At 66.5% G+C, this 15,723-nt stretch carries 19 protein-coding genes and 1 tRNA gene; 15 read left to right on the top strand and 5 right to left on the bottom strand.

What is annotated here, in order from left to right; genetic code table 11:
• Nucleotides 1-62: 62 nt before the first annotated feature.
• The 5 genes from HMJ39_RS10190 to HMJ39_RS10170 form a co-directional block, all read right to left on the bottom strand.
• On the bottom strand, nucleotides 63-614 hold the full coding sequence (locus tag HMJ39_RS10190; protein ID WP_194297225.1) for a response regulator transcription factor: 552 nt from the start codon (nucleotides 612-614) through the stop codon (nucleotides 63-65).
• Nucleotides 601-1,827: a sensor histidine kinase gene (locus HMJ39_RS10185; protein WP_161384532.1), complete on the bottom strand. Its 1,227-nt coding sequence runs from the start codon at nucleotides 1,825-1,827 to the stop codon at nucleotides 601-603. Before HMJ39_RS10185 ends, HMJ39_RS10190 begins: the two co-directional genes overlap by 14 nt.
• A 309-nt stretch (nucleotides 1,828-2,136) precedes the next feature.
• Entirely contained in the window at nucleotides 2,137-2,754 is a 618-nt protein-coding gene (locus HMJ39_RS10180) for a class I SAM-dependent methyltransferase (RefSeq protein ID WP_161384531.1), read from the bottom strand.
• A 17-nt stretch (nucleotides 2,755-2,771) separates the two neighbouring features.
• Nucleotides 2,772-3,065 (bottom strand): PA4642 family protein, encoded by a 294-nt coding sequence (locus tag HMJ39_RS10175; RefSeq protein WP_161384530.1) that lies wholly within the window; start codon nucleotides 3,063-3,065, stop codon nucleotides 2,772-2,774.
• A gap of 173 nt (nucleotides 3,066-3,238) precedes the next feature.
• A complete protein-coding gene (locus HMJ39_RS10170; protein ID WP_161384529.1) occupies nucleotides 3,239-3,616 on the bottom strand; it encodes an HU family DNA-binding protein in 378 nt (125 codons plus the stop codon).
• Between the two features lie 315 nt (nucleotides 3,617-3,931).
• Between HMJ39_RS10170 and aspS the strand changes: the two genes are divergently transcribed.
• The 15 genes from aspS to HMJ39_RS10095 all read left to right on the top strand — a co-directional run bounded on the left by aspS (nucleotide 3,932) and on the right by HMJ39_RS10095 (nucleotide 15,562).
• Nucleotides 3,932-5,695 carry an aspartate--tRNA ligase gene (aspS, locus tag HMJ39_RS10165; RefSeq protein ID WP_194297224.1) on the top strand — a complete coding sequence of 588 codons (1,764 nt, stop codon included), beginning with the start codon at nucleotides 3,932-3,934 and terminating at the stop codon, nucleotides 5,693-5,695.
• A 12-nt stretch (nucleotides 5,696-5,707) separates the two neighbouring features.
• Nucleotides 5,708-6,442, top strand: a complete 735-nt coding sequence (locus tag HMJ39_RS10160; protein ID WP_161384527.1) for a YebC/PmpR family DNA-binding transcriptional regulator — start codon at nucleotides 5,708-5,710, stop codon at nucleotides 6,440-6,442.
• Between the two features lie 99 nt (nucleotides 6,443-6,541).
• Entirely contained in the window at nucleotides 6,542-7,060 is a 519-nt protein-coding gene (gene ruvC, locus HMJ39_RS10155; RefSeq protein ID WP_194297223.1) for a crossover junction endodeoxyribonuclease RuvC, read from the top strand.
• Nucleotides 7,061-7,070: 10 nt separating this feature from the next.
• Nucleotides 7,071-7,673, top strand: coding sequence for a Holliday junction branch migration protein RuvA (ruvA, locus tag HMJ39_RS10150; protein ID WP_194297222.1), 603 nt, complete (start codon nucleotides 7,071-7,073; stop codon nucleotides 7,671-7,673).
• A 6-nt stretch (nucleotides 7,674-7,679) separates the two neighbouring features.
• Nucleotides 7,680-8,705 carry a Holliday junction branch migration DNA helicase RuvB gene (gene ruvB, locus HMJ39_RS10145; RefSeq protein WP_194297221.1) on the top strand — a complete coding sequence of 342 codons (1,026 nt, stop codon included), beginning with the start codon at nucleotides 7,680-7,682 and terminating at the stop codon, nucleotides 8,703-8,705.
• Nucleotides 8,702-9,136, top strand: a complete 435-nt coding sequence (ybgC, locus tag HMJ39_RS10140) for a tol-pal system-associated acyl-CoA thioesterase (protein ID WP_194297220.1) — start codon at nucleotides 8,702-8,704, stop codon at nucleotides 9,134-9,136. The genes ruvB and ybgC overlap by 4 nt, the downstream gene beginning before the upstream one ends.
• Nucleotides 9,137-9,826 (top strand): protein TolQ, encoded by a 690-nt coding sequence (gene tolQ / locus HMJ39_RS10135; protein ID WP_194297219.1) that lies wholly within the window; start codon nucleotides 9,137-9,139, stop codon nucleotides 9,824-9,826.
• A 17-nt stretch (nucleotides 9,827-9,843) separates the two neighbouring features.
• Nucleotides 9,844-10,278: a protein TolR gene (gene tolR, locus HMJ39_RS10130; RefSeq protein ID WP_161384521.1), complete on the top strand. Its 435-nt coding sequence runs from the start codon at nucleotides 9,844-9,846 to the stop codon at nucleotides 10,276-10,278.
• On the top strand, nucleotides 10,275-11,186 hold the full coding sequence (tolA, locus tag HMJ39_RS10125; protein WP_194297218.1) for a cell envelope integrity protein TolA: 912 nt from the start codon (nucleotides 10,275-10,277) through the stop codon (nucleotides 11,184-11,186). The genes tolR and tolA overlap by 4 nt, the downstream gene beginning before the upstream one ends.
• 47 nt (nucleotides 11,187-11,233) lie before the next feature.
• Nucleotides 11,234-12,490 carry a Tol-Pal system beta propeller repeat protein TolB gene (gene tolB, locus HMJ39_RS10120; RefSeq protein ID WP_228462282.1) on the top strand — a complete coding sequence of 419 codons (1,257 nt, stop codon included), beginning with the start codon at nucleotides 11,234-11,236 and terminating at the stop codon, nucleotides 12,488-12,490.
• A gap of 44 nt (nucleotides 12,491-12,534) precedes the next feature.
• On the top strand, nucleotides 12,535-13,107 hold the full coding sequence (gene pal, locus HMJ39_RS10115) for a peptidoglycan-associated lipoprotein Pal (protein WP_161384519.1): 573 nt from the start codon (nucleotides 12,535-12,537) through the stop codon (nucleotides 13,105-13,107).
• 3 nt (nucleotides 13,108-13,110) lie between these two features.
• Nucleotides 13,111-13,896 carry a tol-pal system protein YbgF gene (gene ybgF, locus HMJ39_RS10110; protein WP_228462281.1) on the top strand — a complete coding sequence of 262 codons (786 nt, stop codon included), beginning with the start codon at nucleotides 13,111-13,113 and terminating at the stop codon, nucleotides 13,894-13,896.
• Nucleotides 13,897-13,997: 101 nt separating this feature from the next.
• A complete protein-coding gene (queE, locus tag HMJ39_RS10105; protein ID WP_161384518.1) occupies nucleotides 13,998-14,639 on the top strand; it encodes a 7-carboxy-7-deazaguanine synthase QueE in 642 nt (213 codons plus the stop codon).
• A gap of 108 nt (nucleotides 14,640-14,747) precedes the next feature.
• Nucleotides 14,748-15,416 (top strand): 7-cyano-7-deazaguanine synthase QueC, encoded by a 669-nt coding sequence (gene queC, locus HMJ39_RS10100; RefSeq protein ID WP_194297217.1) that lies wholly within the window; start codon nucleotides 14,748-14,750, stop codon nucleotides 15,414-15,416.
• Between the two features lie 70 nt (nucleotides 15,417-15,486).
• Nucleotides 15,487-15,562, top strand: a tRNA-Lys gene (locus HMJ39_RS10095).
• Nucleotides 15,563-15,723 lie beyond the last annotated feature (161 nt).

The raw sequence follows: 15,723 nt of genomic DNA, 5'->3' as shown, positions 1-15,723 counted from the left end.
TCCGTGGGGGGAAACACCGCATTGTCGGTATGGCGCTGCCCCGGGGCAAGCCCGGGCGGTGTTCAATCGCGCTGGAAGTGCGCCGGGCTGGGCCGCTTCTTCAACCGCCTTTGCAGGGTGCGGCGGTGGATGCCGAGCGCCCGCGCCGCCTGGGAGATATTGCCCTGGTGGGCGTCAAGAACCCGTTGAATGTGCTCCCATTCCAGGCGCTGCAGGGAGGGCGGCGCCTCGGGCAGGCTGTCCAGGTCCGCCGGGTCGCGCTCCAGGGCCTCCAGGATGTCGCTCACGCCGGCGGGTTTGGTCAGGTAATTGTGGGCGCCGCGCCGGGTGGCGGCCACCGCCGCGGCGATGCTGCCGTAGCCGGTGAGCACGATTACCCGGCAATCCGGGAAGCGCTGCAGCAGGGGCGCGATCAGGTCCAGGCCGTTGTCGGCGCCCAGGTTCTGATCGAGCACCGCCGCGTCCAGGGCCGGCAGTCGGTGGAGCAGGCGGCGGGCGCCATCCAGGTCGGCGGCCCAGTGGGTATCGCAGCCGTGGCGGGCCAGAGCGCGGCGGGTCTGGCGGGCCAGCAGTTCGTCGTCTTCCAGCAGCAGCAGGGATTCAGGGGTGGCCATGGGCGGGGGCGTCCTCCGTGCTCCGGTCGGGGGTCCAGATGATGCGCGCCTGACTCCACTGGCGGTGGAAATCCAGGTTCAGGCTGGCTCCCAGGGTCTCCAGGGTGGTTTCCACCAGGGCCAGGCCGATGCCCAGGCCCTCGCGGTCCGGGTGCCGCTCGTGGCGCGGGCCGTCGTCGCTGACCTGCAGCAGGGCCTGGCGGCCGTCGTCCTGCAGCCGCACCACCAGGCGTTCGGCGCCGGCGTCGATGGCGTTGTAACCCAGGTTGGCGAGCACCCGGAACCAGGCCGGAGCGTTGCGGATCGGCGTGTCCAGGGGGCCTTCCACGGTCAGCGTCAGGGTCGGGCAGAGGTGGCGCAGGTGCTGGCGCAGCCGTTCGCCCAGTTCCCGGAAGGCGCATTCTTGTGGTGGCTCCGCGTTGTCGGCGTGGCGCAGCCGGTCCGCCAGCCGCCGGGCCAGGGCCTCGATCTGCGCCAGGTCGTCGCGGGTGGCCTCCGGCAGGCCGGGTTCCTGGCGGGCGTTGTCGGCCAGCATCACCAGGCTGCTCAGCGGCGTATTCAGCTCGTGGGCCTGGTGGGCCAGGGTGGCGGCCACCTGGTAGAGCCGTTCCCGGCGGCCGGCCAGTTCCAGCAACCGTTCCTGCTGGCGCTGCTGTTCCCGGGTCAGGGACTGGATCACCTGGCCCAGCAGGGTGAGCACCGCCGCCAGGGCGGCGAACACCACCGCCATGCCCAGGCCGTGGGTGGGGCTCAGTTCCCGGCTCAGGGCGTGCAGGGTGGAGTGGGGCGCCGGGGCGCTGTGCCACAGACCCACCACGGTGTAACCGAGCAGGGTCAGCGCCAGCAGCGACCAGGCCACCCGCGGCGGCAGGGTCAGCGCGGCGAGCAGCAGCGGCACCAGTAAATAGAACGACAGCGGGTTGGCGGCGCCGCCCAGTTGTTGCACCAGGGCCAGCACGAACAGCAGATCCAGGGCCAGCTCGATCCCCAGCAGTCGTTGTTGGCGGGGCGGCGCCACGTTCAGCGTGCATACCGCCAGCAGGCTGGGCAGCAGCAGGGCGGCGAGGCCGGCCAGCAGGGCCGGCGGTGGCAGCAGGTCCGGGGAGAAGCGCGGCAGGGTCAGCAGCGCCAGGGCCAGGCACACCACCAGCAGGCTGCGCAGGGCGATCAGGCGGCGGCGCCAGAGGCGGTGGGGGTTGGGGTAGGTGGTCATGGGGGGATTGTAGCCGGGTTCGGGGTGGGTTGGTGCGGCGTTTTGTCGCAGCGGACTTCTCGGAGGGCTGTTGCTCTCTCCAGAGGGGCGCGTCCAGGTGTGGCCCCCTTTCCGGGAACGCCGTGAACCCGTCCATGGGGGCTCCCGGTCAAACATCCTGTTTGACAGGGTCCCGGAAAGGGGGCCACACCTGGACGCTCCGAGGTTAACTTCGGCGGCTATGCTCCTTTCCGGGCGCTGGATGCATGCCTCGATGGTATCGAAATGCGGGGTATGAAACCGCCGGTATGGTGTTGGCGGCAGGGGCGGTTATCGGGGTTTGGCGGTGCCTTCGAGGAATTCCTGGATCAGGCCGGGGATCTTGGGGTGGTCGAAGACGCGGGTGTCGGTGAGGTCGAAGCCGGCGGCGGCGAGGGTGTCGGCGGTGGGGCGGTCGAGCTGGCAGCCGCAGGCCAGGTGGCGCCATACCGGGTTGAGCCGGCGTTGCCAGCGGTGCACCCGGGGGCGGTGGCTGGCGACGTGCTCGAGCACCAGCAGTTCGCCGTGGTCGGCGAGCACGCGGCGCATTTCCCGGGCGGCGCGGGCCGGGTCGGGGATGGTGCAGAGCACCAGGCAGGCCACCACGGTGTCGAAGTGGCCGTCCGGGTAGGGCAGGTGGTGGGCGTCGCCTTGCAGCAGATGGAAGCGCTCCGGGGCCGGGGCGGCGGCGCGGGCACGGCCGGCCCGTTCCAGCAGGCCGGCTTCCGGCTCCAGGCCGTGGATCTCGGTGGCGGCGTCGCCGTACAGCGGCAGGTTGGCGCCGTTGCCGACGCCGATTTCCAGCACCCGGCCGCGGGCGCGGCCGATCAGGCGCTGGCGGTCCCGGTACAGGGGCCGGGTGGCGCGATCCAGCAGCGGCGGAAAGATCCGTTCGCTATAAAAGCCCATGGTGTTCCCGGCCCGGGTCAGGCGCCGGCCCGCTCCAGGATGGCGATGAACGGTTCGCTCTTGCCGTGGCCGCGCACGATGTCCAGCAGGGTGCGGCCCTGGGGATCGGTGGCGCGGATGTCGCGGCCCTGTTCCTGGAAAAAGGCCACGAAGCGTTCGAAGTCTTCCACGCGCAGGGCGCGGTAGGCCTTGAGCAGGACGTGGAAATCCGGGTTCTCGCCGTCCTCCGGCGGGAAGTCCAGGAACACCTTGATCTGCTCGTCGGTCATCGGTTCGCCGATGACTTTTTGTTTGTCCTTGCGTTCAGCCATGGAAATACCTTGGTCCAGCCTGATGATTCGGGGGCGGAGATTATAGGTGCGGGACGATCCGATTGACACCGTCTGGCGGTGGGCGGGGGTGGGTGCCGGAATGGATGGCGGGCGGTGTGATGGGGCGCCGGCGGGGATTCCCGGGCCGGCGCGGACGCCGGCCCGGCTCCGCGTTACTGCGCCATATCCTTGAGTTTCTTGAGCGGGCGAACCTTGACCACGGTGCGCGCCGGTTTGGCGGCGAAAGTGGTTTCCTCGCCGGTGAACGGGTTGATGCCCTTGCGCGCCTTGGTGGCCGGCTTCTTCTGGGTGACCGCCTTGAACAGGCCCGGCATGGTGAACTGGCCGGCGCCGCCACGCTTCTTGAGGTGACCTTCCATGATCTCGGTCAGCTCATCGAAAACGCCGTTGACGTCTTTCTTGGTGAGTCCGGTCTTGTCGCTGATCTGGGTGATCATCTGGGACTTGGTCATCGGATCGGCGATGGCCTTGACCCGACGGGTGGTGGATGCCGTGGCGGCCTTCTTCGCCGCTTTTTTCTTTGCAGCCATAGGATCGCTTACCCCTTAGGTTGGTGACTTCCTGCGATGAATGAATGTTCGCTTGCCTGTCAGGAGCGCCCCGGGGCCGCGTGGCCCGGCGGCACCACTGATTCGGTGCGCATCCAGTTATATGCCAAGCAAAACCCCGGTACAAGGCGTGGAGACCCTATTTTTTGTGTGTTTCGGCACGGATTGGCACGGAACACGGCGGCCATGAGCGGGGTTAGCAGGGCCAACCCTGAATCGCTATACTAGGCCGCCTTTTCAGCCACCCCCGGCGGCGCCCGGCGGTGGTCTCATCGGATACAACGACGGACAGTGGAAATGCGAAGCCATTATTGCGGTGATTTGCGGGCCTCCCACGACGGGGAAACGGTACGGTTGTGTGGCTGGGTGCACCGCCGCCGCGACCACGGTGGGGTGATCTTCCTGGATGTGCGCGACCGCACCGGCCTGGTGCAGGTGGTGTTCGATCCGGACACCGAGGACGCCTTCGCCCTGGCCGACAAGGTGCGCGGCGAGTACGTGCTGCAACTGGAAGGCCGGGTGCGCCTGCGCGACGAAGCGGTCCGTAATCCGCGCATGGGCACCGGCGACATCGAGGTGCTGGGCAAGAGCCTGACGATCCTCAACGAGGCCCAGACGCCGCCGTTCGAGCTGGATGAATACTCCGCCGCCGGCGAGGAGGTGCGCCTCAAGTACCGCTATCTGGACCTGCGCCGTCCGGAGGCGCTGAAGCGCTTCCAGTTCCGCTCGCGGCTTACCCACGCGGTGCGCGCCCAGTTGGAAGGCCAGGGCTTCATGGACGTGGAAACGCCGATCCTGACCCGCGCCACCCCGGAGGGCGCCCGCGACTATCTGGTGCCCAGCCGTACCCACGCCGGCAGTTTCTTCGCGCTGCCGCAGTCGCCGCAGCTGTTCAAGCAGCTTCTGATGGTGGCCGGCTTCGACCGCTACTATCAGATCGCCAAGTGCTTCCGCGACGAGGACCTGCGCGCCGACCGCCAGCCGGAATTCACCCAGATCGACCTGGAAGCTTCCTTCGTGGAGGAGGACGACATCATGGCGATCACCGAGTCCATGGTGAAGAGCGTGTTCAAGGACCTGCTCGACGTGGCGCTGCCGGAATTCCCGCGCATGACCTATGAAGAGGCCATGCGCCGCTATGGTTCCGACAAGCCGGACCTGCGCGTACCCCTGGAGCTGATCGACATCGCCGATCTGATGGACGGGGTGGAGTTCAAGGTGTTCGCCGGCCCGGCCAAGGACCCGAAAGGCCGGGTGGTGGCCATGAAGGTGCCCGGCGGCGGCGATCTGTCGCGCAAGGAAATCGACGAGTACACCAAGTTCGTGGGCATCTATGGCGCCAAGGGGCTGGCCTACATCAAGGTCAACGACCTGGATGCCGGCGCCGAGGGCCTGCAGTCGCCGATCCTCAAGTTCCTCACCGAGGAGGCGATCCAGGGCATTCTCGAGCGCACCGGCGCCGCCACCGGCGACCTGATCTTCTTCGGCGCCGACAAGGCGAAAATCGTCAACGAGGCGATCGGCGCGCTGCGCGTCAAGGTCGGCCACGAGCGCGGCCTGGCCGAGGGCGACTGGGCGCCGCTGTGGGTGGTGGACTTCCCCATGTTCGAGGAGGAGGACGGCCGTTACTACGCGCTGCACCACCCGTTCACCATGCCCAAGTGCGATCCGGAGGAGCTCAAGACCAACCCGGAAGGCGCCCTGTCCCGGGCCTACGACATGGTGCTCAACGGCACCGAGCTGGGCGGCGGTTCGATCCGTATCCACCGCCCGGACATGCAGCGGGCGGTGTTCGAGGCGCTGGGCATCAGCGACCAGGAAGCGGACGAGAAATTCGGCTTCCTGCTGGACGGCCTCAAGTACGGCGCGCCGCCCCACGGCGGCCTGGCCTTTGGCCTGGACCGCATGGTGATGCTGATGACCGGCGGCGAGTCGATCCGTGACGTGATCGCCTTCCCGAAAACCCAGACCGCCGCCTGCCTGATGACCGACGCGCCGTCGCCGGTGGACAATCAGCAGCTGCGCGAAGTGGGTATCCAGGTTCGCAAAGACGACAAGTAAATAGGAGCGGCCATGGCAGGTCATAGTAAATGGGCCAATATCAAGCACCGTAAGGCGGCGCAGGACGCCAAGCGGGGCAAGATCTTCACCAAGCTGATCCGCGAGATCACCGTGGCCGCCCGCATGGGCGGCGCGGAGATCAACGACAACCCGCGTCTGCGCGCGGCGGTGGACAAAGCCCTTGGCAACAACATGACCAAGGACACCATCGATCGGGCCATCAAGCGCGGCGTGGGCGGCGACGACGGCGCCAACATGGAGGAGATCACCTACGAGGGCTACGGCAAGAACGGCGTGGCGGTACTGGTGGAAACCATGACCGACAACGTCAACCGCACCGTCTCCGAGGTGCGTCACGCGTTCTCCAAGTTCGGCGGCAACCTGGGCACCAGCGGCTCGGTGGCCTTCCTGTTCACCAAGCGCGGCGAGATCTTCTTCGAGCCCGGGGTGGAAGAGGACAAGCTCATGGAAGCGGCCCTGGAAGCCGGCGCCGAGGACGTGGAAGAGAACGACGACGGCAGCTACCTGGTGATCACCGCCCCGGACCGCAGCTTCGGCGACGTGGTGGACGCCCTGCGCGAGGCCGGCCTGGAGCCGGTGGATTCCGAGGTCACCATGAGTCCCTCCACCCGCGCCGACATGGACGCGGACACCGCCGAGACCGTGGCCAAGATGATCGACCACCTGGAAGACCTGGACGACGTCCAGAACGTCTACACCAACGCCAACTGGCCGGACGAGGAATAACCATCGCGGCTTCGGCCGCGATACCGCTTCCACTGGACATAAGAACAGCAGGCAGGTTAGATAGACCTGCCTTTTTTATAGAGCGGCCACAGGCGCACCATGACCATTCTGATGGGCATCGACCCCGGCTCGCGCCACACCGGCTACGGGATCATTGAACAGGTGGGCAACCGTTCCACGGTGGTGGACTTCGGTACCATCAGCACCCGCGGCAGCGAGATGGCGCCACGGCTGGGGGAAATCTTCGCCGGGCTGCGCCAGGTGATCGCCCTGCACCGGCCCGACGAAGTGGGCATCGAGAAGGTGTTCATGGCCCGCAACCCGGATTCCGCGCTCAAACTCGGCCAGGCCCGTGGCGCCGCGCTCACCGCGGTGGTGCAGGGCGGCGTGCCGGTGTTCGAGTATTCCGCCCGCCAGGTGAAACAGGCGGTGGTGGGGCGCGGTGGCGCGGAAAAAGTGCAGGTGGCGGAAATGGTGCGTCACCTGCTGAAACTGGACAAACGACCGCAGTCGGACGCCGCCGACGCCCTGGCCATCGCCCTGTGCCACGCGCACATGCGCGTGTCGCTGGCGCGGCTGGGCGGCGCCACGGCGGTGCGGCGCGGACGGATACGGTGATCGAACGGCCATGATCGGACAATTGAAAGGCAAGCTGATCGAGAAACGTCCGCCCCAGCTGCTGCTGGACGTGGGCGGCGTGGGCTACGAAGTGGAAGCGCCGATGACGGTGTTCTACGACCTGCCGGAGACCGGCGGCGAGCTGCTGCTGCACACCCACTTCGTGGTGCGCGAGGACGCCCAGCTGCTGTTCGGCTTCGCCAGCCGTTACGAGCGCGAGCTGTTCCGCAGCCTGATCAAGGTCAATGGCGTGGGGCCGAAGATGGCGCTGGCGATTCTGTCCGGCATCGAGGCGGACCGGCTGGCCGCCTGCATCCGCGACCAGGACACCACCTCCCTGGTGAAGGTGCCGGGCATCGGCAAGAAGACCGCCGAGCGGCTGGTCATCGAAATGACCGACCGGCTGGATAAGCTGGAAGGCGGGCCGGCCGATCTGCCCGGGCCGGTGGCCGTGGACGGGCCGCCGGACGCCCGCGCCGACGCCATCGCCGCCCTGGAGGCGCTGGGCTACCGCAACAAGGAGGCGGCCGCCGCCGTGGGTCGCGCCGCCGACGAGGGCGAAACCGGCAGCGAGGGCCTGATTCGCCGGGCCCTGCGAACTCTGGCAAGGTAAATGCCCATGGACAATGACCGCCTGATCGCCGCCGATTCCGTGGACAGCCGCGAGGACCAGCAGGACCGCGCCATCCGTCCCGCCAGCCTGGCGGACTACCACGGCCAGCCGAAGGTCCGCGAGCGGCTGGAGATCTTCATCGACGCCGCCCGCGGGCGCGGCGAAGCCCTCGACCACACCCTGATCTTCGGCCCGCCGGGGCTGGGCAAGACCACCCTGGCGCACATCATCGCCCGGGAAATGGGGTCGGAACTGAAGACCACCTCCGGCCCGGTGCTGGAAAAAGCCGGTGACCTGGCCGCCATCCTCACCAACCTGGAAGACGGCGACGTCCTGTTCGTGGACGAGATTCACCGGCTCTCGCCGGTGGTGGAGGAGATCCTCTATCCCGCCATGGAGGACTACCAGCTCGACATCATGATCGGCGAGGGGCCGGCGGCCCGCTCCATCAAGCTGGACCTGCCGCCGTTCACCCTGGTGGGCGCCACCACCCGCGCCGGCCTGCTCACCGCGCCGCTGCGCGACCGCTTCGGCATCGTCCAGCGTCTGGAGTTCTACAGCGTCGATGACCTGGCGCGCATTGTCGCCCGTTCCTGCGAGATTCTCGCCATCCCGGTGGACGACGAGGGCGCCAGCGAGGTGGCGCGCCGCGCCCGGGGCACGCCGCGCATCGCCAACCGCCTGCTGCGCCGGGTGCGCGACTATGCCCAAGTGAAAGGCGACGGCCGCATCACCGGCCCGGTGGCGGAAAGCGCCCTGGACATGCTGGAAGTGGACAGCCACGGCCTGGACGGCACCGACCGCCGGCTGCTGAACATGATGATGCACAAATTCGACGGCGGCCCGGTGGGGCTGGACTCCCTGGCCGCCGCTCTCAACGAGGACGCCGGCACCCTGGAAGAAGTGGTGGAGCCCTACCTGATTCAGCAGGGCTTCATTCAGCGCACCCCGCGCGGGCGCCTGGTCACCAACCACGCCTGGCGTCATTTCGGCCTGCAAGGCCCGGCCCGGGAAGGTGATTTGTTTAAATGAGTGCAAAATCTTCGCCAACTTCGGAATTCGTCCTACCCGTTCGCGTCTACATCGAAGACACTGACGCCGGTGGCATCGTCTACTACGTGAACTACCTGAAGTTCATGGAGCGGGCGAGAACCGAATTCATGCGCTCGCTGGGGTATCAGCACTACGCCCTGGCGGAAGAGAATTTTCAGTTCGTCGTGCATTCCTGCCAGGTGCGCTACCACAAGCCCGGCCGGATCGACGATGACCTGCGGGTGAGCGCCCGTTTGACGCACCTGGGCCGCGCCACCCTGCTGTTCGCCCAAACGGTGACCCGGAACGGGGAACCGCTGTGCGAGGCGGAGATCAAGGTGGCCTGCGTCAGCGCCGACGGCATCAAGCCCAAGGCACTGCCGAAGCCCTTGTTTGCAAAGTTCAAGGCTCAAGTCGAGGAGTTGGGGTAAATGGATGACGCATCGTCCAGCATGTCGATCCTGTCGCTAGTCACCAATGCCGGGCCGGTGGTCCAGGCGGTGATGGCGGTATTGCTGCTGGCCTCTCTTATTTCCTGGTACATGATCGTCAACCGCTACCGGATCCTGGGCCGCGCGCGCCGCGCCGATCGCGCCTTCGAGGAAAAGTTCTGGTCCGGCGAGGATCTGTCCAGCCTTTATAACCAGGTGCGCAAGAAGCCCAATCCGGATTCCGCCAGCGAGGCGGTATTCCGCGCCGGCTTCCAGGAATTCGTGCGGTTGTCCAAGAGCACCCGCGGCCCGGACGCCATCATGGAAGGCGCCCAGCGCTCCATGCGCGTGGCCCTGCAGCGCGAGCAGTCGCGGCTGACCAAACACCTGCCGTTCCTGGCCACGGTGGGCTCCACCAGCCCCTACATCGGCCTGTTCGGCACCGTGTGGGGCATCATGAATTCCTTCCGCGCCCTGGCCAACGTGAGCCAGGCCACCCTCAGCGTGGTGGCGCCGGGCATCGCCGAGGCCCTGGTGGCCACGGCCATGGGCCTGTTCGCGGCGATTCCGGCGGTGATGGCCTATAACCGCTACGCGGCCCAGTCCGAATCCCTGGTGGGCGATTGTGAAGTGTTCGCCGAGGAGTTTTCCTCGGTGCTGCACCGCCAGGCCCACGGCCGGGACAATTGAGCCCCGGGGAGACGACCATGAGTGGCGTACGAGTTCGCAAACCGCGCAAGATGATGGCCGACATCAACGTGGTGCCCTACATCGACGTGATGCTGGTGCTGCTGGTGATCTTCATGGCCACCGCGCCGATGATGACCCAGGGCGTGTCCGTGGATCTGCCGCAAACCGACAGCGCGCCGATCGCCAATAAGGACGAGCCGGTGCTGATCACGGTGCGCGCCGACGGCAGCTACCACATCAACGTGGGCGAGGACGGCGGCCGTCAGGCGTCCAGCCTGGAAACGGTCAAGGGCCACGTGCTGACCATCCGCAAGCAGAACCCCAAGACCCTGTTCCTGGTGGAAGGCGACCAGAACGTGCCCTACGGCAAGGTGGTGGTGCTGATGTCCGAGCTGCAGCAAGCCGGCGTCACCAACCTGGGGCTGGTCACGGAGCCCCCGGGGCGTTCATGAGCGATCGGGGCGTCGCGGTTGGTTTCTCGGCCCTGCTGCACCTGGTGGTGCTGGGGTTGATGGTGTTCACCTGGTCGTCGGACCCGGAGTTGCGCCGTCCGCCGGAAATACCGCCCCATGTGATGGCCACGGTGATGGAGGAGACCCGGCGGGCGCCGGACGCCAACACCGCCCCGGCCCGGGAAGAAAAGGACCAGAAACCGGTTCAGGAGAAAACGCCGGAACCGAAGCCAGAGCCCAAGCCGGAGCCGAAACCCGAGCCGAAGCCGGAGCCGAAACCCGAGCCGAAGCCGGAGCCTAAACCGGAACCGAAACCCGAGCCCAAGCCGGAGCCGAAACCCGAGCCGACGCCCAAGCCGAAGCCGGAGCCTAAACCGGAACCGAAACCCGAGCCCAAGCCGAAGCCGGAACCCGAGCCCAAGCCGAAACCCAAGCCGGAGCCTAAGCCCGAGCCGGAACCGGAACCGGAACCGGAACAGAAAGCCGAGCCCGCCCCGGAATTCGAGCAGCCGAGCATGGAAGAGCTGATGGCCGAGGAAGAGCTGGAAATGGCGCGCAAGAAGCGCGAGCAGGTGGCGGAGAACCCGGGTTCCGGCCCGGCGGACAGCGACGTCACCGAGGAAACCGCCAGCTATGAGGACGCCATCCGCAACGCCATTTCCCAGCGCTGGCGGATTCCCGGCAACTACCGCGACCGTGACGATTTGAGCGTGCGGGTGCGGATCCGGGTGATCCCCGGCGGCGAGGTGGTCAATGTGCAGGTCGCCAAGTCCAGCGGTTATCCCAATTTCGATGAGTCGCTGGTGAATGCCGTGGAGCTGGCCAGTCCGCTGCCCGTGCCCGAGGGCAAGCTGTTCGAGCAGTTCCGTACTTTCGTGATCGTTTTCAGTCCCAGGGATGTGCAATGATGCGAGTTAACAAGGTCCGATCCATCGCCGCCCGCGCCGCCGCCGTCATGGCCCTGTCCATGTTGGCTCTGGCCGCCCGCGCCGAACTTCTGATCCAGATCACCGAGGGCCGGGTGGATGCCGTGCCCATCGCCGTGGTGCCGTTCGGCGGCGCCGACGACGCCCCGGAGAACATCTCCGACATCGTGCGCGCCGACCTGCACCGCAGCGGCCAGTTCAAGACCCTGCAACCCGGCGACATGCTGAGCCGGCCGACCAGCGCCGACCAGCTCAGCTACCGGGACTTCCGCGTGCTTGATCAGGAGTACGTGGTGGTGGGCAGCGTCAAGGCCACCGAAACCGGTGCCTATGAAGTGCGCTACGGCCTCTATGACGTGGCCCGGGAGAAACAGCTGCTGACCGAGAGCTACCGGCCGCCGGCGTCGCAACTGCGCGACGTGGCCCACGCCATCTCCGACCGCATCTACGAGGAGCTCACCGGCATCCAGGGCGCCTTCTCCACCAAGATTCTGTACGTGACCCACAACCGTCGCGCTGATCGACCCTACCAATTGCAGTACGCCGACGCCGACGGCGCCCGGGTGCACACCATCGTGCGCAGCCGCGAGCCGATCATGAGCCCGTCCTGGTCACCGGATGGCTCGAAGATTGCTTATGTCTCCTTCGAGGGCGATGGCCTGCCCAAGATTTACGTGCACGACCTGGGCAGCGCCGAGCGCCGGGTGGTGGCCCAGTACCAGGGCATCAACGGCGCGCCGACCTGGTCGCCGAACGGCCAGAAGCTGGCGATCACCCTGTCCAAGGACGGCAACCCGGAGATCTACACCCTGGATCTGAACAACGGTGCCCTGGAACGGCTCACCAACCATTACGGCATCGACACCGAGCCGCGCTGGATGCCCGACGGCGACCACCTGGTGTTCACGTCCAGCCGTTCCGGCGGGCCGCAGATCTATGAGCTCAACGTGCACGACAAGTCGACCCGCCGGGTGTCCTTCGAGGGGGCCTACAACGCCCGCCCGGACGTTACCCCGGACGGTCGCTATCTGGTTTATGTACACCGGCGTAACGGGTCATTCCACGTCGGTGTGCAGGATCTCCAACGCGGTACATTCGATATTGTGACCCAGACCAATATGGATGAATCGCCCAGTGTTGCCCCTAATGGAAGTATGATAATTTACGGGACGCAACACCGGGGTACGGGGGTCCTGCAAGCCGTGTCCGTCGACGGGAGAGTGAAGGTGGAGCTCCCGTCGAAGGAAGGGGAAGTCAGGGAACCGGCCTGGTCGCCGTTCCTCTGAACGGATCTCAGAGTCCAATACCGGAAATCAATAGGAGTTTTCGTATGCGTTCATTCATCAATCCGTTTTTCGCCGTGATTCTTGCAGGCTTGCTGGCGGCGTGTTCCAGCACCCCCACCGAGGAAGACACTTCTTCCACGGACACCATGCCGCAGGAAACTCAAACCACTCCCACCCAGCCGGTGGAGCGTCCCGAGCCGGCCAAGCCGGAAACCAGCTCCATTCCGCTGACCGCCGACAACTTCCATAACCACCCGTCCAACTACGACGGTACCACCGATACCCGCGTGATCTACTTCGCGTTCGACAGCAACACCGTGCCGGCCGCCGCGTTCGAAACCCTGCGCGCCCACGCCGCATACCTGAAGGAAAACCCGAACGCCAAGGTGCGTCTGGAAGGTCACGCCGATGAGCGCGGTACCCGCGAGTACAACGTGGCTCTGTCCGAGCGTCGTTCCGAGGCGGTCGAGAAGTTCCTGCGCGTGCAGGGCGTGAGCGCTTCCCAGATCAACACCGTGGCCTACGGCGAAGAGAAACCCGCCGCGTTCGGTCACAGCGAAATGGACTGGGCCAAGAACCGTCGCGTGGTGCTCAACTACACCGCCGGCCGTCCGTAACCGATGATGCGGTTCAAGCAGGTATTCAAGCGCGCCGCCCTGGCGCTCCTGCTTGCCGGCCCGGTGCTCGGCCAGGCGCAGAGCACCGGTCCCCTGGTCGTCGAGGAGCGTGGCTCCTCCGACGGCCAGGGCCCGGCCGCCGCCAGCGGCGCCCAGGGTGGCAACGATGGCCTCTATGTGCTGATGCAGCAGATGGAGCAGTACGAACGTCAAATCCAGAATCTGCAGGGTCAGGTGGAAGAGCTGCGCCACGAGGTGGACCGTCTCAAGGCCGCCGAGCGCGAGCGTTACCTGGACCTGGACACGCGTATCAACGCGCTGGTCGATCAGACCAAGAGCGCGCCCCAGACCGACGCCGAGGCCGGTGACGACGGTGGCAACGACGCCGCCCCCGCCGACCCGGAAGCGGATCGCGCCGCCTATTCCGAAGCCCGTGGCAAATTGCTGGAGCGGGATTTCGACGCCGCGGCCACCGCCTTCGAGGACTACCTCGAGACCTTTCCCGAGGGGCAGTTCCGTGCCCACGCCCACTTCTGGCTGGGCGAGGTCTACAGCAACCAGAAGAAACCGCAACTGGACAAGGCCCGCGAGCAGTTCCAGACCGTGGTGGATGATTATCCGAACCACAGCCGCGCGCCCACCAGCCTTTACAAGCTGGCCGGCCTGCAGGCCAAGGGCGGCGACACCGCCAAGGCCAAGGTCACGCTGCACAAGCTGATCAAGCAGTTCCCGGACGCCTCCGAATCCGAGATGGCGAAGTCCATGCTCAAGCAGCTTGGCGACGACTGAAACGCCGACCGCGGCTGAAGCGCTCCGCTTTGGCCGCGACCTATCATTTCACCGCCTCAGGCCCTAGAATCCCCGACCCAGTCCCCAAGCCCGGAACCACCGTGGAACTGCGTCTCACCGAAATCTTCCATTCCCTGCAAGGCGAAGCCCGCACCGTGGGCCGTCCCACCGTGTTCGTGCGCCTCACCGGCTGCCCGCAGCGCTGCGTCTGGTGCGACACCGAGTACGCCTTCCAGGGCGGTGAGAAGTGGACCCTGGAGCGCATCCTCGAGGACGTGGACCGGCGCGGCGCCCGCTACGTGACGGTCACCGGCGGTGAGCCGCTGGCCCAGCCCAACTGTTTGCCGCTGCTCACCGCCCTGTGCGACAAGGGCTACGAAGTGAGCCTGGAAACCGGCGGCGCCATGGACATCGCGCCGGTGGACGAGCGCGTGTCGGTGGTCATGGACCTGAAGGCGCCGGGCTCCGGCGAGCAGCACAACAACCGCCTGGACAACATTGCCCATCTGCGCCCCCACCACCAGGTGAAGTTCGTGCTCGCTCACCGCCGCGACTATGACTGGGCCCGGTTCATGCTGGACCAGCACGGCCTGGCGGAGCGGGTTTCCGACGTGCTGTTCTCGCCGGTGCACGGGCAACTGGACGGCGCCGAACTGGCGGACTGGATCGTCGCCGACCGCCTGCCCGTGCGCTTCCAGCTGCAATTGCATAAATTGCTCTGGAACGACGCCCAGGGGCGCTGAGCGTAATCCTGTAGGAGCGGCCGGGCGGCGTACCGCTTCAGCCGCGATAGCGGGCCGGTCCGCAAACTCACGCGGGCCGCCACCGAACCGCCAATGAGGAGAACCCACATGAATACCGCCGTGGTATTGCTTTCCGGTGGCCTGGATTCCGCCACCTGCCTGGCCATTGCCCGCGACCGGGGCTACCGCTGCCACACCATCGCCTTCGACTATGGCCAGCGCACCCGCTCGGAGCTGGACGCCGCCGCCCGCGTGTCCGCGGCCCTGGGCGCCGAATCCCACCGGGTCATCGAGCTGGGCCTGGGCACCATCGGTGGCTCGGCGCTTACCGACCACGACATCGAAGTGCCGGAGGAGGGCGGCGACGGCATTCCGGTGACCTATGTGCCGGCCCGCAACACCGTGTTCCTGTCCCTGGCCCTGGGCCTGGCGGAGGTGGTGGACGCCGAGGCCATCTTCATCGGCGTCAACGCGGTGGATTACTCCGGCTACCCGGACTGCCGGCCGGAATTCATCGATGCCTTCCAGAATCTGGCGAGGCTGGCCACCAAGGCCGGGGTGGAGGGCCACCCCATCGAGATCGCCACGCCCCTGATGCACCTGTCCAAGGCGGATATCATTCGCCGCGGCATCGATCTGGGCCTGGACTACGGTCTGACCGTGTCCTGCTACCAGGCCGACGAGGCCGGCCGCGCCTGCGGACGCTGCGACAGCTGCCGCCTGCGGCGCCAGGGCTTCGAGGAGGCGCTGGTCAAAGATCCAACGGTCTATCGCTGATCCGGTAAAAAATTCGCTTCAGACCCTTGTCATCGGGAAATAAATCCGTATTATTTGCGCCTCATTCGGCGGGTCGTTAGCTCAGTTGGTAGAGCAGTTGGCTTTTAACCAATTGGTCGAAGGTTCGAATCCTTCACGACCCACCACTCTTCCTAAAAAGGCTGCCCATCGGGCGGTCTTTTTTTATGCCTGAAGAACGGCCAAAAAAGTTCATCGCGCTTTAGCGGGAAGTCTCGCTCCAGCCGGGGCGCGACTCAGGGCGCGACGCCCTTCCGGGAACGCCGCAAGTACGTCCCTGTAGGCTCCC

Source organism: Alloalcanivorax profundimaris, from assembly GCF_015265435.1.
In the GTDB taxonomy this organism is placed as follows: Bacteria; Pseudomonadota; Gammaproteobacteria; order Pseudomonadales; family Alcanivoracaceae; genus Alloalcanivorax; species Alloalcanivorax profundimaris.
Note: the sequence above shows the minus strand (reverse complement) of the source record. Positions and strands in the feature narration are given on the sequence as shown.